This window comes from Pseudomonas fakonensis, assembly GCF_019139895.1.
In the GTDB taxonomy this organism is placed as follows: domain Bacteria; phylum Pseudomonadota; class Gammaproteobacteria; order Pseudomonadales; family Pseudomonadaceae; genus Aquipseudomonas; species Aquipseudomonas fakonensis.
The window spans coordinates 5,847,571-5,872,148 of sequence record NZ_CP077076.1 but is presented as its reverse complement, the minus strand read 5'-3'; the positions used below and the strand labels follow the sequence as shown (position 1 = coordinate 5,872,148).

Annotated in this window: 19 protein-coding genes; 10 read left to right on the top strand and 9 right to left on the bottom strand. The window is 64.3% G+C overall.

Features of this window, described 5'->3' with window-relative positions:
- Positions 1-45 precede the first annotated feature (45 nt).
- The 4 genes from KSS94_RS25880 to tcyJ form a co-directional block, all read right to left on the bottom strand.
- The gene (locus KSS94_RS25880) at positions 46-1,287 is read right to left on the bottom strand and encodes an SfnB family sulfur acquisition oxidoreductase (RefSeq protein ID WP_217840857.1); all 1,242 of its coding nucleotides are present in this window, start codon (positions 1,285-1,287) and stop codon (positions 46-48) included.
- A 306-nt stretch (positions 1,288-1,593) separates the two neighbouring features.
- A complete protein-coding gene (tcyN, locus tag KSS94_RS25875; RefSeq protein WP_217840856.1) occupies positions 1,594-2,352 on the bottom strand; it encodes an L-cystine ABC transporter ATP-binding protein TcyN in 759 nt (252 codons plus the stop codon).
- A 3-nt stretch (positions 2,353-2,355) separates the two neighbouring features.
- Entirely contained in the window at positions 2,356-3,024 is a 669-nt protein-coding gene (gene tcyL / locus KSS94_RS25870; protein ID WP_217840855.1) for a cystine ABC transporter permease, read from the bottom strand.
- On the bottom strand, positions 3,021-3,815 hold the full coding sequence (gene tcyJ / locus KSS94_RS25865) for a cystine ABC transporter substrate-binding protein (protein ID WP_217840854.1): 795 nt from the start codon (positions 3,813-3,815) through the stop codon (positions 3,021-3,023). The genes tcyL and tcyJ overlap by 4 nt, the downstream gene beginning before the upstream one ends.
- A gap of 388 nt (positions 3,816-4,203) precedes the next feature.
- On the opposite strand from tcyJ, the gene epsC reads away from it, so the two are divergent.
- Positions 4,204-5,142 carry a serine O-acetyltransferase EpsC gene (epsC, locus tag KSS94_RS25860; protein WP_217840853.1) on the top strand — a complete coding sequence of 313 codons (939 nt, stop codon included), beginning with the start codon at positions 4,204-4,206 and terminating at the stop codon, positions 5,140-5,142.
- A gap of 430 nt (positions 5,143-5,572) precedes the next feature.
- Positions 5,573-7,576: a choline transporter BetT gene (gene betT / locus KSS94_RS25855; RefSeq protein WP_264081998.1), complete on the top strand. Its 2,004-nt coding sequence runs from the start codon at positions 5,573-5,575 to the stop codon at positions 7,574-7,576.
- A gap of 119 nt (positions 7,577-7,695) precedes the next feature.
- On the opposite strand, the gene tauD is transcribed toward betT, so the two are convergent.
- The 4 genes from tauD to tauA form a co-directional block, all read right to left on the bottom strand.
- Complete coding sequence (gene tauD / locus KSS94_RS25850; protein WP_217840852.1) at positions 7,696-8,529, bottom strand: taurine dioxygenase; 834 nt, start codon at positions 8,527-8,529, stop codon at positions 7,696-7,698.
- A 165-nt stretch (positions 8,530-8,694) separates the two neighbouring features.
- A complete protein-coding gene (gene tauC / locus KSS94_RS25845) occupies positions 8,695-9,534 on the bottom strand; it encodes a taurine ABC transporter permease TauC (protein ID WP_217840851.1) in 840 nt (279 codons plus the stop codon).
- Positions 9,531-10,319, bottom strand: a complete 789-nt coding sequence (tauB, locus tag KSS94_RS25840) for a taurine ABC transporter ATP-binding subunit (RefSeq protein WP_217840850.1) — start codon at positions 10,317-10,319, stop codon at positions 9,531-9,533. The genes tauC and tauB overlap by 4 nt, the downstream gene beginning before the upstream one ends.
- 13 nt (positions 10,320-10,332) lie before the next feature.
- Positions 10,333-11,304, bottom strand: coding sequence for a taurine ABC transporter substrate-binding protein (gene tauA, locus KSS94_RS25835; protein ID WP_217840849.1), 972 nt, complete (start codon positions 11,302-11,304; stop codon positions 10,333-10,335).
- A 547-nt stretch (positions 11,305-11,851) separates the two neighbouring features.
- Between tauA and KSS94_RS25830 the strand changes: the two genes are divergently transcribed.
- From KSS94_RS25830 to KSS94_RS25795, 8 genes are all read left to right on the top strand, one after another.
- Complete coding sequence (locus KSS94_RS25830; RefSeq protein ID WP_217840848.1) at positions 11,852-13,210, top strand: OprD family porin; 1,359 nt, start codon at positions 11,852-11,854, stop codon at positions 13,208-13,210.
- A 165-nt stretch (positions 13,211-13,375) separates the two neighbouring features.
- Positions 13,376-14,014, top strand: coding sequence for a peroxiredoxin (locus KSS94_RS25825; RefSeq protein WP_217840847.1), 639 nt, complete (start codon positions 13,376-13,378; stop codon positions 14,012-14,014).
- Positions 14,015-14,314: 300 nt separating this feature from the next.
- On the top strand, positions 14,315-14,908 hold the full coding sequence (ssuE, locus tag KSS94_RS25820; protein WP_217840846.1) for an NADPH-dependent FMN reductase: 594 nt from the start codon (positions 14,315-14,317) through the stop codon (positions 14,906-14,908).
- A gap of 95 nt (positions 14,909-15,003) precedes the next feature.
- Complete coding sequence (locus tag KSS94_RS25815; RefSeq protein WP_217840845.1) at positions 15,004-15,969, top strand: sulfonate ABC transporter substrate-binding protein; 966 nt, start codon at positions 15,004-15,006, stop codon at positions 15,967-15,969.
- A gap of 59 nt (positions 15,970-16,028) precedes the next feature.
- Entirely contained in the window at positions 16,029-17,177 is a 1,149-nt protein-coding gene (gene ssuD, locus KSS94_RS25810; protein ID WP_217840844.1) for an FMNH2-dependent alkanesulfonate monooxygenase, read from the top strand.
- Positions 17,178-17,186: 9 nt separating this feature from the next.
- A complete protein-coding gene (gene ssuC, locus KSS94_RS25805) occupies positions 17,187-17,984 on the top strand; it encodes an aliphatic sulfonate ABC transporter permease SsuC (RefSeq protein WP_217840843.1) in 798 nt (265 codons plus the stop codon).
- Positions 17,984-18,796 (top strand): aliphatic sulfonates ABC transporter ATP-binding protein, encoded by an 813-nt coding sequence (gene ssuB, locus KSS94_RS25800; protein ID WP_217843670.1) that lies wholly within the window; start codon positions 17,984-17,986, stop codon positions 18,794-18,796. The genes ssuC and ssuB overlap by 1 nt, the downstream gene beginning before the upstream one ends.
- 44 nt (positions 18,797-18,840) lie before the next feature.
- A complete protein-coding gene (locus KSS94_RS25795; RefSeq protein ID WP_008095172.1) occupies positions 18,841-19,056 on the top strand; it encodes a TOBE domain-containing protein in 216 nt (71 codons plus the stop codon).
- Between the two features lie 42 nt (positions 19,057-19,098).
- Here KSS94_RS25795 and KSS94_RS25790 read toward each other — a convergent pair whose 3' ends face one another.
- Positions 19,099-24,558 (bottom strand): leucine-rich repeat domain-containing protein, encoded by a 5,460-nt coding sequence (locus KSS94_RS25790; protein ID WP_217840842.1) that lies wholly within the window; start codon positions 24,556-24,558, stop codon positions 19,099-19,101.
- Positions 24,559-24,578: the final 20 nt, after the last annotated feature.

The window sequence follows — 24,578 nt, the reverse complement described above, 5'->3', positions numbered from 1 at the left end:
GGCTTGCCGGCGATGGGCTGCAACGCAGCCCTGGCAGCTAGATGTTCAGATCCAGGAATGGCGGGCGGGCAGGGTGCCGTTGAGGTAGTAGGCGCCGACCGCGTGGTACTTCCAGCGCACCGGGTCATGCAAGGTGTGCACCCGGGCGTTGCGCCAGTGCCGGTCGAGGTTGAACTCGGCAAGGGTCGCGCGGCTGCCGGCCAGTTCGAACAGCTTTTCGCTGGCCTGCAGGGCAATTTCGGTGGTGAGCACCTTGGCTTCGGCCACGGCAATCGAGGCGCGGGCGGCGGCAGCGGCGTCGACCGGGCCGGCGTTGACCTCGTCGAGCACCCGCGCGGCCTTGCGCAGCAATGCCTGGGCGGCATGCAGGTCGAGCTTCAGGCGGCCGATATCGGCGATCACGTAGGGGTCATCGCTGGCGCGCTCGACCTTGGCTTCGATCCATGGCCGGGATTTTTCCCGCACGAATTGGATGGCGTCGTCGATGGCGGCTTCGGCAATGCCGGCATCGATGGCGGCTTGCACCAGCTGCGAGGTGGCGCCCTGGATGTTCGGCACATCGCGCTGGCGCCAGTTGTCCAGCACCAGGTCGGCATCCACCGGCACTTGGTCCAGCAGCACGGTGCCGCTGGCGGTGGTGCGCTGGCCGAAGCCCGACCAGTCGTCGACGATACGCAGCCCCGGGCTGCCCCGGCGCACGAAGGCCAGGCGCTGGCGGCCTTCATCGTCGAGTGCCTTGACCGTCACCCAGTGGGCGAACAGGGCGCCGGTGGAATAGAACTTTTCGCCGCTGATGGCAAAGCCCTCGCCGTTGCGGGTGATGCAGGCTTTGAGGGTGAGGGTGTCCTTGGTGCCGCGCTCGGGCCCGGCATTGCCGATGCGCCAGCCGTCGAGCACGCTGCGGAAGATGGCTTCTTTCTGCGCTTCGGTGGCGGTCAGGCGCACCAGTTGCAGCATGCCGAAGTGGTTTTGCGGGATCTGCCCCAGGGCCGGGTCGGCGGCGCTGATCAGGCGGAATACTTCGGCAGTGGTTTCGAAGGAGACTTCCGGGCCGCCATAGGCCTTGGGCACGCTGATGCTGCCCAGGCCACTGCGGGTGAACTGCTCGATCTCGGCCCAGGGCAGTTTGCGCTGCTGGTCGCGGCGGGCGGCCTGCTGGCGGGCAACTTCGGCCAGCTCGCGGGCGGCCTGCAGGGCTTCGGCGTCGTTGCGCAGCACCTTGGCCGGCAGCAGCAGGGGCGAGCTGTCGATATCGCTGGTGAACGGGGTAGTGGGTTGGCTGGACATCAGTGCCGCTCCCTGGCTGCACTCAATGCCCTGGCGTTGCGCACTGGGGTGATTGTGATCCTGACCATCGGTGACCTCACAAAACAGTTGGCGTCGCCTGGTGCTGGCGACGGACGATTGGTGGTCCGGTGGTCCGGTTCATATACCCTAATGGCTTATTAAAAGTTTATGAATTAACTTTTTGGAATATATATAGAAGGGGAGTGGTGATGGGTGTGAGGGCCAAATCGCCGGCAAGCCGGCTCCTACAGGGTTACTCGATTCCACTGTAGGAGCCGACTTGCCGGCGATGAGGACGGTACAGGCTTACTCGGACGCTGCAGTTCCCAGGAACTTGCTGAGGAACTGCCGGGTACGCTCTTGCTGGGGGTTGGCGAACAGCGCCTTGGCCTCACCTTGTTCCACGATCACGCCCTTGTCGAAGAAGATCACCCGGTTGGCCACATCCCGGGCAAAGCTCATCTCGTGGGTGACGATGACCATGGTGCGTTTTTCTTCGGCCAGGCCGCGGATGGTCGCCAGCACCTCACCCACCAGCTCCGGGTCCAGCGCCGAGGTGGGTTCGTCGAACAGGATCACCTCCGGCTCCATGGCCAGCGCCCGGGCAATCGCCACGCGCTGTTGCTGGCCGCCGGACAGGCGCCGCGGGTAGGCGTCTTCGCGCCCGGCCAGGCCGACCTTGGCCAGCAGCTGGCGGCCCAGGGCGATGGCTTGTTCGCGGGGCGTCTTCTTGACGATCACCGGGCCCTCGATGACGTTGTCCAGGGCGGTACGGTGGGGGAACAGGTTGAAGTTCTGGAACACGAACCCGGCTTGCTGGCGCAGGCGGCGGATCGCGCTCTGCTGGCCGCCCAGCGGGCGGTTGGCATCGATGCTGATGTCGCCGATCTGGATACGCCCGGCGTCGGGGGTTTCCAGCAGGTTCAGGCAGCGCAGGAAGGTGGTCTTGCCCGAGCCGCTGGGGCCGATGATGGCCACCACTTCGCCGGGCTGCACGGTCAGGTCGATGCCGTTGAGCACGGTCTGGCCCTTGAACCGCTTGGTCAGGCCTTCTACTACGATCATCTGTCAGTGCTCCTGGTCGTGCTGGTTGACCCGCGCTTCCATGCGGTTCTGGAAGTGCGCGAGGATGCTGCAGAGCACCCAGTAGATCACGGCCACCGCTACGTACATGGTGAACACTTCGAAGGTGCGCGCGGTAATCAGCTGCGCCTGGCGGAACAGCTCGGGCACTTGGATGGTGGCTGCCAGGGCAGTATCCTTGACCAGCGAGATGAAGCTGTTGCCCAGCGGCGGCAGCGCGGTGCGCAGCGCCTGGGGCAAAATCGCCCGGCGCATCGCCTGGGTGCGGGTCATGCCGATGCTGGCAGCGGCTTCCCACTGGCCGCGGTCGATCGAGGAGATCGCCGCTCGCAGGATTTCGCATATGTACGCGGCCATGTTGAGTGACAGGCCGATCAGCGACGCCGGGATCGGGTCGAGCTCGATACCGATCTGCGGCATGCCGAAGTAGATCACGAACAGCTGCACCAGCAGCGGCGTGCCGCGAAAGAACGACACGTAGATACGCGCCAGCCAGTCCAGCGGCAGGATCTTCGACAGGCGCATCAGTGCCAGGGCAAAGCCCAGCAGCAGGCCGAAGAACATGCCGCCGACGCTGAGCAGCACCGTGTAGCCCGCGCCCTTGAGCAAAAAGGGCGCGGAGTCTTGAACGAGTTGCAGGCTCTCAGCAATCATTTGGTGACATCGGCACCAAAGTATTTCTCGGACAGCTTGGCCAGGGTGCCGTCAGCCTTGAGCTTGTCGATGGCCTTGTTGATGGCCGCCAGCAGCTCGGGCTCGCCCTTGCGCAGGGCCACGCCGCTTTCCAGGCGCGAGAAGGCTTCGCCGGCAAGCTGGGTGTCCTTGGCTTTTTGCGCGTATTCCAGCGCGGCCAGGCGGTCGATCAGGATGGCGTCGATACGGCCGTTGCGCAGGTCGGCGAACTTGCTCGGGTCGTCTTCGTAGGTGCGCACGTCAGCCTGCGGCACGTCCTTTTTCACCCATTGTTCGTAGTTGGTGCCCAGGCCCACGCCGACCTTCTTGCCGGCCAGGTCCTGGGCGGTCTTGATGTTCAGCTGCTCGGCCTTTTTCTTCAGGATCAGCGCCTGGATGCCGGAGATGGTGTAGGGCTCGGAGAAGTCGTACTTCTTCTTGCGCTCGTCGGAGATGGTCACCTGGTTGATCACTACATCCAGGCGCTTGGACTCGAGCGCGGCGAGAATGCCGTCCCACTTGGTCGGCTGGACCTTGGCCTTGACCCCCAGCTCCTTGGCCAGCAGCTCCGACAGCTCCACTTCGAAGCCGGTCAGCTTGCCGTTTTCGTCCTGGAAGCTGAACGGTGGGTAGGTGCCTTCCAGGCCGACGTTGATCACGCCCTTTTCCTGGATGGTCTTCAGCTGCTCGCCGGCAAACGCCTGGCCGAGCAGGCCGGTGCCCAGCAACAGGGCGAGGCTGGCGTTGAGAAGAGGTTTGGCGAATCTGGACATGTGTGGCCCCGCGCTTGTTGTGGAAGTAGTGGGTGGCAACTATAAAGCTGGGCCATATAGGCCCGGAAATAATAAAAAAACCGGTTGTTATTCCATAGCTGCAGATTGCCATCCCGTGGCAGGGTTGAGGGTAGCCACGAATGGGCGCCCCGTCAGCGTTGCTTATGCCTGACTTAGCGCAGGATGGAATAAAGCGTTGTTTTTTCCAAGGGGGGGATTTGACGTATCGTGATCCCGAGCCCAGCGCCGATCCCCTGTAGGAGCTGGCTTGCCAGCGATAGCGCCCGGCCCGGTAACTTCCTTTAGCCAGGCTGACGCGGTCGCTGGCAAGCCAGCTCCTACAGGGATCAGCGCACATACAAAGAATGAAGCCTGGCAGGAGAACACCGTGAGCGAACACCCATCAACCGGCCAATGGCAGCTGCCTGGCATTGTCAGTGGCCTGCGCAGCGCCCGTGAGCAGTGGCGCACCCGCAATGGCCGTAGTAGCGGCGAGCAGGGCGGGCGCGAGCTGCCGTCGCGCGAGGCGCTGCGCCAGATCCTCGAGCAACTGTGCGGCGCGCTGTTCCCCATGCGCCTGGGCCCGGTGGACCTGCGCGAAGAGAGCGAAGACTTCTACGTCGGCCACACCCTGGATACCGCGCTTACCGCGCTGCTGGCCCAGGCGCGCCTGGAGCTGCGTTATGCCGCCCGCCACGGCAATACCGAGGTGGCGGACGTGGACGCCCACGCCCTGCGCCTGGTCCAGGATTTTGCCGCCGCCCTGCCGGGCCTGCGCGTGCTGCTGGACACCGACGTGCTGGCCGCCTACCACGGCGACCCGGCGGCGCGCAGCGTTGACGAGGTACTGCTGTGCTACCCGGGCATCCTGGCGATCATCCACCACCGCCTGGCGCACCATCTGTACCGCGCCGGCCTGCCGCTGCTGGCGCGCATCAGCTCGGAGCTGGCGCACTCGGCCACCGGCATCGACATTCACCCCGGTGCGCAGATCGGCCAGAGCTTCTTCATCGACCACGGCACCGGCGTGGTGATCGGCGAGACCGCGATCATCGGTGAGCGGGTGCGCATCTACCAGGCCGTCACCCTGGGCGCCAAGCGCTTCCCCAGCGACGAGTCGGGCACCTTGCACAAGGGCCTGGCGCGCCACCCGATCGTCGAGGACGACGTGGTGATCTATGCCGGTGCGACCATCCTTGGGCGCATCACCATCGGCCAGGGTTCGACCATTGGCGGCAACGTGTGGCTGACCCGCAGCGTGCCGGCAGACAGCAACATTACCCAGGCCAATCTGCAGCTGGATTGTGAGGGCAAAAAAGCGCTCTAGCCTGGCGGGTATGGCATGTAGGGCAGCTGTTTTGCGCTAGCTATACCGGCCCCTGCAGGTAGATCGCAGGTTTGAAAATCATGCGATCGCTGTGGGAAGCGGCCTTGTGTCGCGATGGGCTGCGTAGCAGCCCCCGCGATTTTGCATAAGGTCGAGATCCTGGGGCTGCTTCGCAGCCCATCGCGACACAAGGCCGCTTCCCACAGGGGGCATGCCAGCTTTCAGAAAAGGAGCAAGGCATTTGCTCATCCGATGCTTCTGACACAACCCCCGCCCGGCGCCCCGGTTCGCATTGAAATCCATTCCATGTTTAACTTGAACGCTTGTTCAATGAAAAACGCTGGTCCATTGCCGGTGTTCAACAGGAGGGATTGCCTTTGCTGAACCCGTTCAATCCGTACCTTACGTCGCTCGACGGGGTGCGCCACCCATGAGTGCACCAACCCCATCCCTTGCCAACAGCAAGATCCGCATGAACCCCCCGGTGTTCTACTTCGCGGCAAGCTTCATCCTCATCTTCGGCCTGGTGGTCATCGCCTTCCCACAAGCTTCCGGCGAGTGGTTGCTGGCCGCGCAAAACTGGGCAGCCAACACGGTCGGTTGGTACTACATGCTGGCCATGACCCTGTACCTGGTGTTCGTGGTGGTCACCGCGCTGTCCGGCTACGGCAAGATCAAGCTGGGCGCCGACCATGACGAACCCGAGTTCAGCTACCTGTCCTGGGCCGGCATGCTGTTCGCCGCCGGTATCAGCATCACGCTGTTCTTCTTCTGCGTGTCCGAGCCTCTGACCCACATGCTGCAGCCGCCGGTGGGCGAGGCCGGCACCGCCGAGGCCGGGCGCCAGGCGATGCAGATCCTGTTCCTGCACTGGGGCCTGCACGGCTGGGGTGTGTTCGCCTTCGTCGGCATGGCCCTGGCTTACTTCGCCTACCGCCACAACCTGCCGCTGGCGCTACGCTCGGCGCTGTACCCGCTGATTGGCAAGCGCATCAACGGGCCGATCGGTTACGCGGTGGACGGCTTCGGCATCATCGCCACGGTGTTCGGCCTGGGCGCCGACATGGGCTTTGGCGTACTGCACTTGAATGCGGGCCTGGACTACCTGTTCGGCATCAGCCACAGCCAGTGGGTGCAGGTGCTGCTGATCACTCTGATGATGGGTGCGGCGGTGGCGGTTGCCGTGGCCGGGGTCGAGAAAGGCGTGCGGGTGATGAGCGACATCAACCTGTTCCTGGCCTGCGCGCTGCTGCTGTTCGTGCTGTTTGCCGGGCCTACCCAGCACCTGTTCAACACCCTGATCCAGAACCTTGGTGACTACCTCGGTGCCTTGCCGCGCAAGAGCTTCGATGTGTACGCCTATGGCGAACAGCGCGACTGGTTGGGCGGCTGGACGGTGTTCTACTGGGCCTGGTGGATTGCCTGGGCGCCGTTCGTGGGCCTGTTCATCGCGCGTATTTCCCGCGGGCGTACCATTCGCGAGTTCGTCTTCGGCGTGCTGCTGATCCCGTTGGGCTTCACCCTGGCGTGGATGTCTATCTTCGGCAACAGCGCCCTGGACCAGGTGATCAACCACGGCATGACCGCGCTGGGCCAGTCGGCCCTCGACAACCCGTCGATGAGCCTGTACCTGCTGCTGGAAACCTATCCCTGGAGCAAGACGGTGATCGCCGTGACGGTGTTCATCAGCTTCGTGTTCTTCGTCACCTCGGCTGACTCCGGCACGGTGGTGCTTTCGACGCTGTCGGCCAAGGGCGGTGGTGCCGATGAAGACGGCCCGAACTGGCTGCGCATCTTCTGGGGCGCGATGACCGCGCTGATCACCAGCGGCTTGCTGTTCGCTGGCAGTATCGATTCGCTGAAATCAGCCGTGGTGCTGACCTCGCTGCCGTTCTCGTTGATCTTGCTGTGCATGATGTGGGGGCTGCACAAGGCCTTCTACCTCGAGAGCCAGCGGCAGATCGCGCAGATGCACTCGCTGGCGCCGTTCGCCCAGTCCCGGCGCGGCCGTGGCGGCTGGCGCCAACGCCTTAGCCAGGCGGTGCACTTCCCGTCACGGGACGAGGTGTACCGCTTCATGGACGACGTGGTGCGCCCGGCGATTGCCGAGGTACGCGAGGTGTTCGAGCAGAAGGGCCTGGTGCTGGTGACCCAGGACGACCCGAGCCACGACAACGTCAGCCTGAAGGTTGGCCATGGCGAGGAGCAGCCGTTCATCTACCAGGTGCAGATGCGCGGGTACTTCACCCCGTCGTTCGCCCTCGGTGGGCTGGGCACCCAGGACTTGAAAAACCGCCGCTATTACCGCGCCGAGGTGCACCTGAGCGAAGGCAGCCAGAACTACGACCTGGTGGGCTACAGCAAGGAGCAGATCATCAACGACATCCTCGACCAGTACGAGCGGCATATGCAGTATCTGCATCTGGTCCGTTAGACCGCTTGGGGCCGCTTCGCAGCCCATCGCGGCACAAGGCCGCTCCTACAGGGGAACGCGACCTCCTGTAGGAGCGGCCTTGTGCCGCGAAAGGAGGCCGCAGGCCTCCCCGGGGCCTCTCAGAACGGTGCATCCCCAAGGATCGTCGCCCGGTGCATCACCCGCCGGTTCGGCCGGTAATCATCCACCGCAAAATGCTGGGTCACGCGGTTATCCCAGAACGCCACGTCGTTCTCCTGCCAACGCCAGCGAATGCTGAACTCCGGCCGCGTGGCGTGGGTGAACAGCAGCTTCAGCAACGCCTCGCTTTCCAGTTCGCTCAACTCGTTGATGCGCGTGGTGAACCCCTCGTTGACGAACAACGCCTTGCGCCCGCTCACCGGGTGGGTGCGCACCACCGGGTGCGACAGCGGCGGGTTGTTGCGCCGGGTGGCTTCCCAGCGCGCAAGGTCTTCGGCGGTGGTGCCGAAGCGCTCCCGCGGGAACGACTTGGTGAAGTCGTGGGTGGCGGTCAGCCCGTCGAGCAGTTGCCGTAGCGGCGCCGACAATGCCTCGAAAGCCGCGATGCCGCTGGCCCACAGGGTATCGCCGCCAAAGGCCGGCAGTTGCTTGGCACTGAGCACCGCGCCCAGCGCCGGGGTTGGCAGGAAGGTCACGTCGGTGTGCCACACGGCGTTGTCGCGCACGTCGGTCACTGCGGTATCGAGAACCAGCACCTGGGGCGTTTCCGGTACGTTGGGGTATATCGGGTGAATGTGCAGGTCGCCAAAGCGGGCGGCAAAACGCGCCTGCTGCTCAGGGGTGATCGGCTGGTCGCGCAAGAACAGCACCTGGTGTTGCAGCAACGCTTGTTCGATGGCGTCGCGTTGGGCGGCGGTGATCTCGCGGCTGATGTCGACGCCGCTGATCTGTGCGCCGAGGGCGGGGCTCAAGGGGGTGATGGTCAGGCTCATGCTCGGTCTCATCTGAAATTGTGCAGTCTTTGTAGGAGCGGCCTTGTGTCGCGAAAGGGGCGCGCAGCGCCCCCAGGTTTGCAGCAGCGCAGCAGAAAATGCCGGGGCCGCGTTGCGGCCCTTTCGCGACACAAGGCCGCTCCTACACAGGTTCGTTCCAGGGGTTCAATGGCTCTGGCCGTGCCAGGGCACCAGCTTGCGCTGCAGGGCGCGCAGGCCCATTTCCAGGGCGAAGGCGATCAGCGCGATCAGCAGGATGCCCAGCACCACCACGTCGGTAACCAGAAACTGCGCCGCCGACTGCACCATGAAGCCCAGGCCGCTGGTGGCGGCGATCAGCTCGGCGGCCACCAGGGTCGACCAGCCCACGCCCAGGCCGATGCGGATGCCGGTGAGAATGTCGGGCAAAGCGCTGGGCAGGATCACATGGCGAATCAGCTGCGCCTTGCTGGCACCCAGCGACTGCGCGGCACGCAGCTTGGCCGGGTCGACCGTGCGTACGCCGGTGGCGGTGGCGATGGCGATCGGGGCGAAGATCGCCAGATAAATCAGCAGCACCTTCGACAGCTCGCCGATGCCGCACCAGATCACGATCAGCGGCAGGTAGGCCAGCGGCGGGATCGGCCGGTAGAACTCGATCAGCGGGTCGAGAATGCCGCGGGCGACGCGGTTGTAACCGATGGCGATGCCCACCGGGATGGCGGTCAAGGTTGCGGCTATCAGTGCCAGGCCGATGCGCCCCAGGCTTGCGCCCAGGTGCTGCCACAGGCTTGCATCCATGTAGCCCTGGGTGAGCAGGCTCCAGCCCTTGGCGCCGATGTCGGCGGGCGAGGGCAGGAACAGCGGCTCGACCCAGCCGGCGGCGGTCACCAGCCACCAGGCCGCCAGCAGGCTGGCCAGGGTCAGGGTGCTGATCCAGCGGGTGGGCAGGCTGCGCGCCGGCTTGGCGGCAGGTGGCAGGTGGGGTTCGGGTTTGCCGGCAACCGGCAGGTCCAGGCTGCTCATGGGCGCTCCTGCAGGCTGTGGCGTTGGGAGAACACGCGGGCCAGTACGTGCTCGCGGGTTTCGATGAAGCGTGGGTCGGACTTGATCGCCCGGGCCGGCTCACCGGCGGCGTAGCGTTGGCCGAAGTCCAGTTGCAGGCGCTCGACCACGCGCCCCGGGTTGGGCGCCAGCAGCACCAGTTCGGTGGCCAGGAACACCGCCTCTTCGATGTCGTGGGTAATCAGGAATACCGGTTTGGCGGTGCGCTGCCACACCTGCAGCAGCAGCTCTTGCATCTGCTCGCGGGTGAAGGCGTCGAGGGCGCCGAACGGCTCGTCCATCAGCAGCACCCGCGGGTCGGCGGCCAGCGCCCGGGCCAGGCCCACGCGCTGCCTCTGCCCGCCGGACAATTGCCAGATGCGCCGTTCGGCGAAGCCGTCCAGGTCGACCAGCTTGAGCATTTCGCGGGCCTTGGCTTCGCGCTGCGGGCGGGGCACGCCGGCAAGTTCCAGGCCGAAGGCGACGTTACCCAGCACGTTCTGCCAAGGCAGCAGGGCATCGTCCTGGAACACCACGCCGCGTTCGGCGCCGGGGCCCTGCACCGGCACGCCGTCCAGGCTGATACGCCCGGCGCTGGGGCTGACGAAACCGGCGATCAGGTTGAGCAGCGAGGTCTTGCCGCTGCCGGAGGGCCCGAGGGCCACCAGCAGCTGGCGGGGGCCCAGCGCGAGGTTGATGTCGGCCAGCACCGGGGTGCTGGCGCCGGGGTACTGTGCGCTGATGCGCTCCAGCTCGAGCAAGGCCATGACGGGCTCCGGTTCAGTTGGGCAGGTACTGCTTGCTGACGTAGGGCGCGTAGTCCGGCAGCACCGCGTCGACCTTGCCCTGTTGCTTGAGGAAGGTGGCGGTGTCGGTCAACGCCTGGGTGGTCGGCGCGCCGAGGGCGTTGGCCTGGTCGGCGGCAAGCGGGTAGACGTTGCCTTGCAGCAATACCGGGATGTCAGCCGGCTTGGCGCCGGACAGCTTGGCCAGCTTGACGACGTTTTCCGGGTTGGCCAGCCAGGCTTGCGGGTCCTTGCGATAGTCTGCGTAGGCGTCGAGGGTGACCTTGGCGAAGGCCTTGACCACGTCCGGGTGCTTGGCAGCGAAGTCCTTGCGCACGATCCAGGCATCGAAGGTTGGCGCGCCTTTGGCGGCCAGTTCGCCCGAGGTGATCAGCACCTTGCCGTTTTCCTTGGCCACGCCCAGGGCCGGGTCCCATACATAAGTGGCGTCGATGTCGCCGCGCTTCCAGGCGGCGATGATCGCCGGCGGGGCCAGGTTGAGGATCTGCACCTTGGACGGGTCGATGTTCCAGCTCTTGAGCGCAGCCAGCAGGCTGTAGTGGCCGGTGGAAACGAAGGGTACGGCGACCTTCTTGCCGATCAGGTCCTGAGGGGTCTTGATGCTGTCGCGGGCCACCAGCGCCTCGCCTGCGCCAATCTGGGTGGCGATCAGGAAGGTTTCCACCGGCAGCTTGCGGGTGGCGGCGGCGGCCAGGGGGCTGGAGCCGAGGTAGCCGATCTGCACGTCGCCGCTGGCCACCGCAGTGATCACATCGGCGCCGTTGTCGAACTTGCGCCAGTCGATGCTGGCCTTGCTGGCTTTTTCGTAGTCGCCGTCCACCTGGGCCACCTTGGCCGGGTCGACGGTGGTCTGGTAGGCAACGGTCAGGTCGGCAGCCTGGGCCAGCCAGCTGGCACTGGCGAGGGTCAGGGCAGCGAACAGGCGCAGCGGGGTGTGCGGGATCATGGTGGACCTCTCGTCAGGCAATTGGGTTGAATGACGAAAAGGCTAAATGATCTAAGAATCGTAAAATAAATAACTTTTTTGCATTAGCTTAAAAGCCATTTGTTGTAGCGTGCTGCCTGGCCGCGGCGATGCCTGCACTGACGCAATCGCGGGCAAGCCCGCTCCTACAGGTGAGGGGTTGTCTGGCGAAAAGATGACTTTCTGCTAGTGTCCTTCGGCCGTGCCTCGGGGATGCTGGCTCACGCCACGCAGGCAAACGTTTTCACATAACCTAAAGGTATGATAGACACCGTCGATACAACTTTAGGTAGTAAAGGTTCCAAAGTTATTCCGTAAAAATCTTACAGATTCACAAAACGGTCATTTTGGATTTATAGGATTGTCATTATCCTGTAGCGCAGGTGGCGGGTTAGACCAAAGTCGCGAATCGACCATTGACGGTTGACCAAGCGGTCACCCTTTGGTGCTAAATCGCCGATCCGGGCGAGTGGGGCTTCAGATCCTGCCGCTTGAGACGCACAAAAATTAGAACGTAGAGGAGCAAAGCATGTACAAGTCCAGCCTGGCCCTGGCCGTGGCACTGGGGGTTCTCGCCCAACAAGCAGGCGCTGCCGGTTTCATCGAGGACAGCAAGCTGTCCCTGAGCTCGCGCACCATGTACTACGACAACGATAACCGTGAGGCTCACGCAAGCGCCTCTACCAATTTCAAGCGTCCTGATCAGCGTGAAACTGGCCAAGGTTTCAAGCTCGACTACATCTCGGGTTTCACCCAGGGTACTGTCGGCTTTGGTGTTGATGCCCAGGCTCTGTGGGGTATCCATTTGGATGGCGGTCGTGGTTACCACAAGTCTGGCTTCATGCCTGATGCCACCGATGGTTCTTCGGTAAATCAGTGGGCCCGATTCGGTGCCAACGCCAAGGCGCGTTTCTCGAAGACAGAAGCTCACTTTGGTAGCGCACTGGCGCCCATGCTGCCAATCCTGGTTTCCAACGATGGCCGTCTGCTGCCGCAAACCTTCGAAGGTGGCACCATCACTTCGAAGGAAATCGACAACCTGACCATCAACGCTGGTCAACTGACCCACGCTATGGGTCGTGCTTCGAGCAATCGCACTGGCCTGTCGGTCGCTGGCGCAACTGCTGATAGCAACAAGTTCCGCTACGGTGGTCTGGATTACAAGCTCACTCCTGACCTTACCCTGCAGTACTACTACTCGAACCTGGAAGACTTCTACAAGCAGCACTTCCTGGGTGCGACTCATGTCTTCAAGATCGCTGACGACCAGTCCTTCAAGACTGACCTGCGCTACTTCGACAGCAGCGCTGATGGTCGCAACAAGAAGGGCGGCCCAGGCGAGTACAACTTCAACAACAACGGCGGTTACGAGAAAACCGACGGCAAGGTCGACAACAAGACCTGGTCGGCCATGTTCACCTATACCCTGGGTGGCCATGCGTTGATGGTTGGCCACCAACAGGTTAGCGATGACGGTGGTTTCGTTTGGCTGAACCAAGGCAACGTGGTAGACAGCAACGGTCGTGGCGAGGGTGCTGGTGGCGCAAGCTTCTATCTGTTCACTGATAGCATGATCAACCAGTTCGCCAAGGCCGGTGAAAACACCACCTTCGGTCAGTACTCGTATGATTTCGCTCGCTTGGGCGTTCCAGGCCTGAAGGCGTCTGTCGCTTATCTGCGTGGCGACGATGTTCGCTACAAGTCTGGTCAAGGTACCTACAACGAGTGGGAGCGTGACGCCCGTATCGATTACGTCATCCAGGAAGGCCCGCTCAAAGGTCTGGGTGCCAGCCTGCGTCACGGCGTCTACCGTGGTGAAGGTAATGAAGCTTCGGCTGACCAGGATCAGACCCGTCTGATCTTCAACTACACTTACAACTTCATGTAAGGCGTAGTTGCACAGAAAAAGCCTCGCCTAGTGCGAGGCTTTTTAGTGCCTGCGATTTCGTATGCGATTAAGTTATAAACAAATCGATATTTATTCTTTTTGTTTTGAGTCGAGAACAGGCACATTGAACCCATACAGGCCAGACACAGCACAGGAGCCGCTTCCATGAGCCTCAAACTCGGCGACATCGCCCCAGACTTCGAGCAGGATTCCAGCGAAGGCAAGATCCGTTTCCACGAGTGGCTGGGCAACAGCTGGGGCGTGCTGTTCTCCCACCCGGCCGACTTCACCCCGGTATGCACCACCGAGCTGGGCCTGACCGCCAAGCTCAAGGACGAATTCGCCAAGCGCGGCGTCAAGGCCATCGCCCTGTCGGTGGACCCGGTGGATTCGCACCACAAGTGGATCGAGGATATCAACGAGACCCAGAACACCGTGGTCAACTTCCCGATCATCGCCGACGCCGACCGCAAGGTGTCCGACCTTTACGACCTGATCCACCCCAACGCCAGCGACACCCTCACGGTGCGTTCGCTGTTCGTCATCGACCCGAACAAGAAGGTGCGCCTGACCATCACCTACCCGGCCAGTACCGGGCGCAACTTCAACGAGATCTTGCGGGTGATCGACTCGCTGCAACTGACCGACAACCACAAGGTGGCCACGCCAGGAAACTGGCAGGACGGCGACGAGGTGGTGATCGTGCCGTCGCTCAAGGACGAAGACGAAATCAAGCAGCGCTTCCCGAAGGGTTACCGGGCGGTGAAGCCCTACCTGCGGCTGACCCCGCAACCGAATCGTTGATGTATTCCTCGTTGTAGTGCTCTTAGCCATAGCAGGGATTTTCGGGCCGTTTCGACGGCCCTTTTTTATGCCTTTCGAAAATGCCCTGACCCCCTGTAGGAGCTGGCTTGCCGGCGATGGCGACTGTACTGGCCCTATCGCCGGCAAGCCGGCTCCTACAGGGATTCATATAGCACTTAAATGAATAAACAAATGAAAAAATATGATTTATTGATATATGTGACGAGCTGTTAATGTCACTTCCATCCAGCGGGGCCAACCCCTCGCGGCCCTGCAAACGAATCGAAGGAAGCGCTTTCAATGCTGGTTGTTTCTGTCGGTGGTAGCCCCAGTCTTCGTTCACGCTCCGGCGTGCTGCTCGAGCGTTCGCGCGACTGGCTGCAAGAGCGCGGCGTCGAGGTGGTGACCTTCCAGGTGCGCGAGTTCAGCGCCGAAGACCTGCTGCACGCGCGCTTCGACAGCCCGCAGGTGCGCCACTTCAACGAGCTGGTGGCCCAGGCCGATGGCCTGGTGGTCGCCACCCCGGTGTACAAGGCCTCGTTTGCCGGCGCCCTGAAGACCCTGCTCGACCTGCTGCCCGAGCGCGCCCTGGAGCACAAGGTGGTGCTACCGGTAGCCACTGGCGGCAGCATCGCCCACATGCTCGCCGTGGACTACGCCCTCAAGCCCGTGCTGTCGGCCCTCAAGGCGCAGGAGACCCTGCAAGGGATCTTCGCCGACGACAGCCAGATCGCCTACGGCGAGGGCGGCAGGCCTGCCCAGTTGTCGCAAGCGCTGGAACAGCGCCTGCTGGATTCGCTGGAAACCTTCCACAGCGCTTTGGCGCGCCGGCCCAAGCCGGTTGCCCCGGGCGTGTTGAACGAACGCCTGCTCAGTGCCCGCTGGAGCATCTGAGCCCGCGCCACCCACGCTTCACCGTTGTCCCACCTTACTCGCCCGTCAACGAGGCAAGCAGGTGCTACCCGAACCTACTCGCACAGGAGAGCGCCATGCGCACAGTCTTCTTGCGTCGTGGTCTGGTCGCCCTGTTTGCGGCGGCTGTGTCCTTCGGCGCCATCACCCAAGCCCAGGCCGAGAGCCTGCGCATCGGTTACCAGAAATACGGCACCCTGGTGCTGCTCAAGGCCAAGGGCTCGCTGGAAAAGCGCCTGAAAGAACAAGGCATCGACGTGCAATGGACCGAGTTCCCCGGCGGCCCGCAACTGCTCGAAGGGCTCAACGTCGGCTCCATCGACTTCGGCGTAACCGGTGAAACCCCACCGGTGTTCGCCCAGGCCGCCGGTGCCGACCTGCTGTACGTCGCCTATGAGCCGCCGGCACCGCACAGCGAGGCGATCCTGGTACCCAAGGGCTCGCCGATCCAGTCGGTGAAAGAGCTCAAGGGCAAGAAGGTCGTCCTGAACAAGGGCTCCAACGTGCACTACCTGCTGGTGCGCGCCCTGGAAGATGCCGGCCTGAAATACAGCGACATCCAGCCCGTGTACCTGCCGCCGGCCGATGCCCGCGCCGCCTTCGAACGTGGCAGCGTCGATGCCTGGGTGATCTGGGACCCGTACCAGGCTGCCGCCGAACAGCAGCTACAGGCCCGCACCCTGCGTGATGGCAAGGGCCTGGTCGACAACCACCAGTTCTACCTGGCCACCCGCAACTACGCCACCCAGCACCCGGCAGTCATCAGCGCGCTGATCGACGAAGTACGCGCGGTGGGCGAATGGTCCCAGGCCAACCCGCAGCAGGTCACCGACCAGGTGGCGCCGCTGCTCGGCCTGCCGGCCGACATCACCCTGACCTCGGTGAAACGCCAGGGCTACGGCGCTGCGCCGCTGACCCCGGAGGTGATCGCTGCGCAGCAGAAGATCGCCGACACCTTCCAGGCCCTGAAGCTGATTCCCAAGCCCTTGAGCATCAAGGACGCGATCTGGACACCCCCGGCCAAGGTCGCCAGCGCGCCTTGAACCCTTTGCCTGCGCCGGGGCGCCGCCCCGGCCTTGCCACCCTTGAGGAGACAACTCCAATGAGCCTGAACATCTTCTGGTTTCTTCCCACCCACGGTGACGGCAAGTACCTGGGCACCAACGAAGGCGCCCGCGCCGTCGACCATGGCTACCTGACGCAGATCGCCCAAGCCGCTGATCGCCTCGGTTTCGGTGGTGTGCTGATCCCCACCGGGCGTTCATGCGAGGACTCCTGGCTGGTCGCCGCTTCGTTGATTCCTGTTACCGAGCGCCTGAAATTCCTCGTGGCCCTGCGCCCAGGCATCATTTCGCCGACCGTGGCCGCCCGCCAGGCCGCGACCCTTGACCGGCTGTCCAATGGTCGTGCGCTGTTCAACCTGGTGACCGGTGGTGACCCGGACGAACTGGCCGGTGATGGCCTGCACCTGAACCACCAGGAGCGCTACGAAGCCTCCGTCGAGTTCACCCGCATCTGGCGCAAGGTGCTCGAAGGCGAGGTGGTCGACTACGACGGCAAGCACATCCAGGTGCAGGGCGCCAAGCTGCTCTACCCGCCGATCCAGCAACCGCGCCCGCCGCTGTACTTTGGTGGTTCGTCCGACGCCGCCCAGGACCTGGCTGCCGAGCAGGTCGAGCTATACCTGACCTGGGGCGAGCCGCCGGCCGCCGTGGCCGAGAAAATCGCCCAGGTGCGCGCGAAGGCCGCAGCCCAGGGCCGTGAAGTGCGCTTTGGCATTCGCCTGCACGTGATCGTGCGCGAAACCAACGAAGAAGCCTGGGCTGCAGCCGACAAGCTGATCTCGCACCTGGACGACGACACCATCGCCCGTGCCCAGGCATCCTTGGCGCGCTTCGACTCGGTGGGCCAGCAACGCATGGCGGCGCTGCACGGCGGCAACCGCGACAAGCTGGAGGTCAGCCCCAACCTGTGGGCCGGCGTCGGCCTGGTGCGCGGCGGTGCCGGCACGGCGCTGGTGGGCGATGGCCCGACCGTGGCGGCGCGGGTCAAGGAATACGCAGCGCTGGGCATCGACACCTTCATCTTCTCCGGCTACCCGCACCTGGAAGAGTCGTACCGGGTGGCCGAGCTGCTGTTCCCGCACATCGACGTGAACCGCCCGGAACAACCCAAGAGCGGTGGCTATGTGAGCCCGTTCGGCGAAATGGTCGCCAACGACATCCTGCCCAAAGCCGTGTCGCAGAGCTGAGGGCAGGTCATGAGCCATTCAACCCCAAACACCTGGTCCAAGCGCCTGGCGCCCTGGGCCCTGCCATTGGCGCTGCTGGCGGTCTGGCAACTGGCGGTGAGTGCCGGCTGGCTGTCGACGCGCATCCTGCCGGCCCCAAGCGCTGTGATCAGCGCCGGCGTGGAGCTGGTGCGCAGCGGCGAAATCTGGACCCACCTGGCCATCAGTGGCTGGCGTGCCGGCGTCGGCTTTGTCATCGGCGGCAGCCTGGGGCTGCTGCTGGGCTTCATCACCGGCCTTTCCAACTGGGGCGAGCGCCTGCTGGACAGCTCGGTGCAGATGATCCGCAACGTGCCGCACCTGGCGCTGATCCCGCTGGTGATCCTGTGGTTCGGCATCGATGAGTCGGCAAAAATCTTTTTGGTGGCGCTGGGTACGTTGTTCCCCATCTACCTCAACACCTATCACGGTATCCGCAACGTCGACCCGGCGCTGGTGGAGATGGCGCGCAGCTACGGGCTGTCGGGCTTCGCGCTGTTCCGCCAGGTGATCCTGCCCGGTGCGCTGCCTTCGATTCTGGTCGGCGTGCGCTTTGCCCTGGGCTTCATGTGGCTGACCCTGATCGTCGCCGAGACCATTTCGGCCAGCTCCGGCATCGGCTACCTGGCGATGAACGCCCGTGAGTTCCTGCAGACCGACGTGGTGGTACTGGCCATCGTGCTCTACGCCGTGCTCGGCAAACTGGCCGACCTGGCCGCCCGCGGCCTGGAACGTGTGTGGCTGCGCTGGCACCCGGCGTACCAGGTGGCGAAGAAGGAGGGCGCATGATGACCGTGCTCAAGCAACAGCCGCCACGCCTGCTGCGCGGCATCCCGCTGGCCGCGAACGGCCTGCGCAAGACTTTCGGCCAGCGTGAAGTGCTGCGCGGTATCGACCTGCACATTCCGGCCGGGCAATTCGTCGCCATCGTCGGGCGCAGCGGTTGCGGCAAGAGCACCTTGCTGCGCCTGCTGGCCGGGCTCGACCAGCCCAGCGCTGGCGAGTTGCTGGCTGGTGCCGCGCCGCTGGCCGAGGCCCGCGAAGAAACCCGTCTGATGTTCCAGGACGCACGCCTGCTGCCGTGGAAGAAGGTGATCGACAACGTCGGCCTGGGCTTGTCCGGCGACTGGCGCCAGCGCGCGCTGGACGCCCTTGAAGCGGTCGGCCTGGCCGACCGCGCCAACGAGTGGCCGGCGGCGTTGTCTGGCGGCCAGAAGCAGCGCGTGGCCCTGGCCCGCGCGCTGATCCACCAGCCGCGCCTGCTGCTGCTGGACGAGCCGTTGGGCGCGCTGGATGCACTGACCCGTATCGAGATGCAGCAACTGATCGAGCGCCTGTGGCGCCAGCACGGCTTCACCGTGCTGCTGGTCACCCACGACGTCAGCGAAGCGGTCGCCGTGGCCGACCGGGTGATCCTGATCGAGGACGGCGCCGTCGGCCTGGACCTTACCGTCGACCTGGCAAGGCCCAGGGCGCGAGGTTCGCACCGCCTGGCTGCGCTTGAAAGCGAAGTGCTCAACCGTGTTCTGTCCGCCCCGGGCACCCCGCCCGAGCCGGAACCCGTAGCCCCTTTGCCCACGCAACTGCGTTGGGCGCACTGAATGACTCACTCAACAGACCGAAGCCAAACAGAAGGAATGAAACCATGACCATCAAAGCCATCAACGTCCGCAACCAGTTCAAAGGCACCGTGAAGGAAATCCTCGAAGGCCCGGTACTGTCGGAAATCGACGTGCAGACCGCCTCCGGCATCGTCACCTCGGTCATCACCACCCGCTCGGTGAAAGAGCTGGAACTGCAGGTGGGCAGCGAAGTGATCGCCTTCGTCAAATCCACCGAAGTGTCGATCGCCAAGCTGTAAGCCTGTTTCCCCCGGGCTGCCTGGCAGCCCGGGGGTGTCACCTCACGCAGCCGGCCGCAGGTTGCCGAACAACTGGTTGGCCTGCGCCTCGTTCAGGCTGCCGCGCCACGCGCCTTCACCCAGGTCTCGTTCACTTGCCAGTTTCAAGTGGCCGGCTTCCAGCCGGGTGAAGCCTTGTGCAGGTTGCTTGCGGAAGTGGAAATGCGCGTACCACAAGACCTGCTGGGTCGTGCGATCCCGCACGAGGTATTCCTCCAGGTATTCGGCAGGGTTGCCCTGACGGTCGAGCTTGGGCTTCAAGACGCGCGACCAGGCCAGCTCCACTGCTTGTTGCTCGAGCAGGTATTGCAGATGACCGACGGCTGGCTTGCTGCTGGCCTTGGTCTGCGCGATGCGCAGCTGGCGGCCAAGCGCCTGCATCTGCTCGGCGGCAGCCTCCAGCCTTTGCGTCAGCGCGGTGTGTTCGGCGCTGATCGCGGTGCCGGCCTTGAACCGGACTTGCCCTGCGATGAAGCGAAGCTGCTGGGCGTGCCCTTGTGCAATGTCCTCCAGGTCGACGGGGATGGCTTGCGGCGTCTGGTACTGGCGCAGCCTGGCCTGTTGCCGTGGGAGGTCGTCCAGCCGCGCAGTGGCGGCGTCGGCCAGGTTCTGCAGCGTCTCGCTCGGTGCCGTGCGTGCTGGCGTCGAGGGCTGCCACAGGTCTGCCGCGTTGCGGGTGTAGACGCTGTGCGGCTGGTCGGAGTTCGGCTGGTTGATGCGCATGCGCAACTGCCCGCGCTCGACGTACTCGCTGCCGATCATCGGCCCTTCCACGGTTTCGAACAAGCGTGGGCGAGGGGTGTCGCGGGTGGGGCGAGGGTCTGGGCGCTGGCGTGCGGCAGCTCTGCCAAGCGTGGCCTCGATGTCATCGTCAAGCTGGCGCAGCAGTTGGCGCAAGGCCTGGACTTCATCTGCCGACAGCAAGTCCTGGAAGTTGTCTTCCCAGGCCGTGACATTGCTCAGGAAGCGCGCATAGTGGGTTTTTGCACTGCTCAGGAACTGGCGCTCCTGGGCGCGGGTCAGGTTGGCATTCGGCATATCAATGTGGCTGTAGAGGGTGCTGCGCAACGTCACGCCTTGTTCATGAAAGTGCGCCATGAATGCACCCATCTGTGGGTTTTCGATGGCGCTGGCCTTGAACAGCGTCGTCGAGAGGACCGACGCCCTGACCAACTGCGCGTTGCTGACATCCAGTGTCAACCCGGTTTCGTGAACGTTCATGAGGTAATCGGTCAGGGCCGTGCCGCGCAGGGCGTTGCGTCTGGCCTGATGGCGGATGGCCAGGCGCTCCACCTCCGTCAGTGTCTCGATCATCTCCTTGTTCGCCAGCAGGGAGTTCTGGGTCAGGCGTTTTGCCAAGGCCTTGGGCATCGTTGTGCCGGGTTGGGCCAGAATGGCCCTGGCTGCGAGTTCGGCCTGATGCGTGCCGATGGTCAGACGTTTCGACACCAGGCGCATTTCGAGCAGGCTCATCTCGCTGATGTTTGCTTCACACAGTGCAGTGAACCTTGCGTAGTCCGCCCTGCTCAGCGTCGCGCGTTGCGCCTGCAGGCGGGCAATGCTGTGCACGTTGAATTCGATGCTGCGGGTGAGCTCCTCGCTCAACGGTTGCCGGGCCTGGGCAATCGCCGCCCTCTGCGCGTCGTCCGGTTGCGCGCCGTCGGCTACCGCCTGCAGCGCCGCACGGTAGTCTGCTTGCCGGCTGTTCAAGCGCGTTCTGATACGCATCAGTTCGTCGTTGATGTCATGCGCCAGCGCCATACCGGTCAGTGCCGGGGGTTGGCGACGCAGCACAAGGCGCCAGTAGGCGATACCCTGGTTGTACAGCGTGGTCAGTGCCCCGCCGCCGCCCTGCAGGCCCGTGTCGACCAGCAGGCCGTCCAGCCTGCCCGGGGTTTCCCATACGCCTTGGGCATTGAGCCTCACCGGTTGACGGTAGGTACGGATACCTTGGGGTTTGAGCCGCCAGGTGGTGTAGGCCGGGTCCCAGTCGACCGCATACCAGGCCGTGTTGCGCAGGATGTAGCCTTGTTGGGTGGCGCGGTGTTCGAACACGCCAGCCCCCTGCGCCAGGCTGGACGGTAGCAGCGGGCCAGCGGGCAGCTCGGCCTCATAGCCGGCGAAGGGGCTGGGGCGCGCCTTGGGCGCTGCGCTCATGGGCGTCAGTGGCGCCAGGTGTTGACGCTGCCGGGCCAGCAGGCGCGGCGTGATCGCAGGCTTGCCGGGGCTGGCGGCCAGGGGCGCAAGTGTCAGAATGGCATCACTCAGGGACTGCAGCAGGCTGGTCAGGTGCAGCAGGCCTTGCTGCGCATCGCCCTGACTGAACGCGTTGACCGCCGCCTGCGCGGTCTGCCAGCCGTCGTACAACGCCATGGCCGTACTCGCGCCGGGCAGCATGCCGAGCGCCAGCCGCAGGCCAAGGAAGAAGTAGTGGTCGAATATCTGCGGGGCCGCCAGGGCCAGGTCGGCCTGGCTGCGCGATGAGGCACGATGCTTGTTTAACTGTTCGCCCATCTCCAGGCGCGACGCGTAGGTGGGCAAGCTTTCGCTGCGTGTCGTACCCAGCGCAATAAAGGCTTTGAAGCCTTTTTGCAGCGCCATGTCGATGTAGCTTTCATGCTCGTCGGAGTTGCCGGACTGGGTTTGGGTGGCCAGATAACTGGCCATCGAGCGGTCCAGCGCCATGTTTTGCAATGCCTCGCATGCCGCGCTGCTGCTGGTGTGCTGGCTGATGACCTGGCCATTGGGCGCTTCCGGCAGGTACAGCAGCGCAGGGCCGCCCGCGTCTTCGATGACGGTGATGCCGGACAACCCCACTTGATCGCTGGAGCCGTCGGCGGCCGTGCCTGGCCTGAGTACCAGCGTGTGATAGGCGATCGACCTGGGCGCTTCGGCCTCGACCTGTTCGCGGCAGAACCTTTCCAGCAGTTGCTGGCCATCGGCGCTGAGCCTGGCCGGCCTGCTCAGTGCCAGCAGCCGCAGGCGGTGCTCGTAAGGCCTGCGCAGCACTTCCCGACGCCATTGCACCTGCCAGTCGGTCTCCTGCTCGAAGCCCAGGTAGGCCTGGGTGATGCATTGCTCGTAGCGGCCAGCGGCATCCAGCTGGGTGATCAGCGAGGCGACATAGGCCGGCGTGAGGGCTTGCTCCAGCACAGGGTTTGCCGGGTCGAATCGAACAATCGCATTGTCCAGCCGCAACCGCCGGCCTTCATCCAGGGCTGTAAGGCTGAAGGCTTCCAGGCTCACGTCGCTGCGCGCCTCGCTGAAAACCGGGACGTCCCTGGACCCGGCCCCACCCCATGCAGACTGGCCGGTGACCTCTTTCTTCAGGGTGACGCTGTCGGCGATATTCAGGGTGATCTGCGGCATGTGCTGCACACCGAGTGCCTCGCGCAGGTGTTCATCCAGTAAGTGCCGGGTGAACTGGGTGCGTGACGGCAGGCTTCGGCTGAGCAAGCTGGCAGAGGCCTGCAGGGCGCGTTGCAGCGCGTCGACCTCGGCGGCCAATTCGGCGAGCTGGTCGGCACCGAGGTGTTTCAAGGGTGTGAGTTGGGCCTGCAGATGGCTGCTGCGGTTGGTGTGCGCGAATCTTGCGAAGGCGATGCTCCTGGCGCGGTTCTCGCTGACACACAGGCGTTTCCGGGCAAGCTCCCGGGGCGTGGCAGCAGGCAAGGTATCGATGATGCCCTGTACGCAATGCGCCATGAAATGCGATGCAATGATCGGGTGATTGAAGGTGAACGGTGTGGGGTGGGTGAGCAGCGCCTGCAGTTGAGTGTCATCGCGCGTTCCTGCCGTTTCCAGCAGGGCATCGGGCCAGGCGCCGTGCAGCGTCGCCTGCAGGCTGCGGACAAGCGCCGGTTCATCCTCGAAGGCCATCAGCCCGCCATGTTGCCCTGGCCGGTACAGCAGCACCGAAGGCTGCGCGGTTTCATCGTCCTCACCCGGCAGTGCCCGGAAGGTCATGTAGCCGCTCAACGGCCATGTGCGGTCGGCACCGATCAACTCCAGGGCGCAGGCTTGTACAGGGCGTTGCAGGCTCGGCTCAGGTCGGTCGACGAGGTGCTCGACCCAGTTCAGGTGAACATCAGACAGCTCGCCCACTGCATGCTGCAGGCGGGCCTCCTGCAGCAAGGCCTGGCACAGGCGTTCGCTGAGCGGATCAAGCCGCGCCTGCAGCTCGGCAGGCGTTACCCCTTCGGGTCCTTCAAGCAGCGCGGTGTCCTGCGCATCCTGCAGCTGGTCCAGCGCCGCCTGGCGCTCGCGCAGCGAGGTGAGCTTGGCCGAAGAGGGGTCTGTCTGCCCGTCCAGGTACTGCTCAAGCAGGACCTCCTGGCGCTCGATCTGGCGCTGGCGCCAGCCCACAGGCAAGTGCGCGGGCAGGCAGGCGAAGTGGACTTCCTCTTGCGCCAGGGCGGTATCGTCAGCAATCACTGCTTCGATGGCGGCTTCGAGCGTGTTCGGCAGGGCTTGGCGAACGATCGACTGACGCTGTGCTTCCCAGGTTTGCAGCGGCGCCCAGTCCAACGGGCCGGTTTCGCTGAGCAGGCAGGCTTGCTGCAGATGATGCTCGGCAATCTCCTCTTGCTGCTGGCGCGACGCCTCCAGCCAGGCCTCGAAACCATCGGCTTGCAGTTCGGTGATCAGTACGTCGTCGGGGCTGGCGGTGGTGATCGGCGAGCGAGGGTCTGACCACAGGAATGAACGGTTTTCAAATACCCAGCCGCACAGACGCTCGCGGGTTTCGAAGGCAAGCACGCTGTTCGACAGGCTTGGCAGGTAGATCAGCCAGCCGGGCGCGTCGGGCCCGGGGCCGATCAGCAAGGCTGCGGTACTGGGCAATTTGGCGCCTGACGGCAGTTGCCATTCCAGCAGCGCGTAGCGCGGTTCAGGCTGACCGCCTTGCAGCCAGTGGTGGTTGTCCAGCGTGCCCAGGCCGTAGGCAAGGTCCAGGCTGAGCTTGAAGTGCTGGCGCAACAGCTCGCAGGTGTGAGCGTGGCGTGAAACCCAGCTGCCGGGCATGCGGGCCTCCCAGTAGTTGCGCAGTGCCTGGGCGTGGCCGGCATTCACCAGCGGGGCCAGTGTCTGCACCCAGTCGGCTGCGCTCAGCCTGGCGTATGGCGAGGTGTCGGCAAAACCCCAGGTCGACCAGCCGATGAAGGGGTTGGCGAACACCGGGCTGGCCATGATGCGGGCGGCGAATGTCAGCAGGCTCACCTGGCTGTCAGCGTGACGCAAACCGCATTGGCTCGGGTCTGCCTGCAGATGGGCTTGCAGCTTGTCGTGCAGGGTCTGGCGCAGGCTGGGGGCCAGGTTGAACAGGCTGCTTAACTGTCGTGTGCAGTCCGCCAGGGGCTGGCGTACGGCCATGAGCAGGTTGCTTTTGCCGGCCAGTTGCTGGCGCAGGGTGGCGTCGGGCGGTGCTGTCAGGAGATCGAGCGGATTGGGGGCTGTCGAGAGCATGCGCGGTGATCCTTTCTAGG

What these genes read in the sequence shown, in the direction of transcription:
- KSS94_RS25880 (WP_217840857.1), bottom strand. Translation starts at nt 1,287, where the DNA reads ATGTCCAGCCAACCCACTACCCCGTTCACCAGCGATATCGACAGCTCG.
- tcyN (WP_217840856.1), bottom strand. Translation starts at nt 2,352, where the DNA reads ATGATCGTAGTAGAAGGCCTGACCAAGCGGTTCAAGGGCCAGACCGTG.
- tcyL (WP_217840855.1), bottom strand. Translation starts at nt 3,024, where the DNA reads ATGATTGCTGAGAGCCTGCAACTCGTTCAAGACTCCGCGCCCTTTTTG.
- tcyJ (WP_217840854.1), bottom strand. Translation starts at nt 3,815, where the DNA reads ATGTCCAGATTCGCCAAACCTCTTCTCAACGCCAGCCTCGCCCTGTTG.
- betT (WP_264081998.1), top strand. Translation starts at nt 5,573, where the DNA reads ATGAGTGCACCAACCCCATCCCTTGCCAACAGCAAGATCCGCATGAAC.
- tauD (WP_217840852.1), bottom strand. Translation starts at nt 8,529, where the DNA reads ATGAGCCTGACCATCACCCCCTTGAGCCCCGCCCTCGGCGCACAGATC.
- tauC (WP_217840851.1), bottom strand. Translation starts at nt 9,534, where the DNA reads ATGAGCAGCCTGGACCTGCCGGTTGCCGGCAAACCCGAACCCCACCTG.
- tauB (WP_217840850.1), bottom strand. Translation starts at nt 10,319, where the DNA reads ATGGCCTTGCTCGAGCTGGAGCGCATCAGCGCACAGTACCCCGGCGCC.
- tauA (WP_217840849.1), bottom strand. Translation starts at nt 11,304, where the DNA reads ATGATCCCGCACACCCCGCTGCGCCTGTTCGCTGCCCTGACCCTCGCC.
- KSS94_RS25830 (WP_217840848.1), top strand. Translation starts at nt 11,852, where the DNA reads ATGTACAAGTCCAGCCTGGCCCTGGCCGTGGCACTGGGGGTTCTCGCC.
- KSS94_RS25825 (WP_217840847.1), top strand. Translation starts at nt 13,376, where the DNA reads ATGAGCCTCAAACTCGGCGACATCGCCCCAGACTTCGAGCAGGATTCC.
- ssuE (WP_217840846.1), top strand. Translation starts at nt 14,315, where the DNA reads ATGCTGGTTGTTTCTGTCGGTGGTAGCCCCAGTCTTCGTTCACGCTCC.
- KSS94_RS25815 (WP_217840845.1), top strand. Translation starts at nt 15,004, where the DNA reads ATGCGCACAGTCTTCTTGCGTCGTGGTCTGGTCGCCCTGTTTGCGGCG.
- ssuD (WP_217840844.1), top strand. Translation starts at nt 16,029, where the DNA reads ATGAGCCTGAACATCTTCTGGTTTCTTCCCACCCACGGTGACGGCAAG.
- ssuC (WP_217840843.1), top strand. Translation starts at nt 17,187, where the DNA reads ATGAGCCATTCAACCCCAAACACCTGGTCCAAGCGCCTGGCGCCCTGG.
- ssuB (WP_217843670.1), top strand. Translation starts at nt 17,984, where the DNA reads ATGACCGTGCTCAAGCAACAGCCGCCACGCCTGCTGCGCGGCATCCCG.
- KSS94_RS25795 (WP_008095172.1), top strand. Translation starts at nt 18,841, where the DNA reads ATGACCATCAAAGCCATCAACGTCCGCAACCAGTTCAAAGGCACCGTG.
- KSS94_RS25790 (WP_217840842.1), bottom strand. Translation starts at nt 24,558, where the DNA reads ATGCTCTCGACAGCCCCCAATCCGCTCGATCTCCTGACAGCACCGCCC.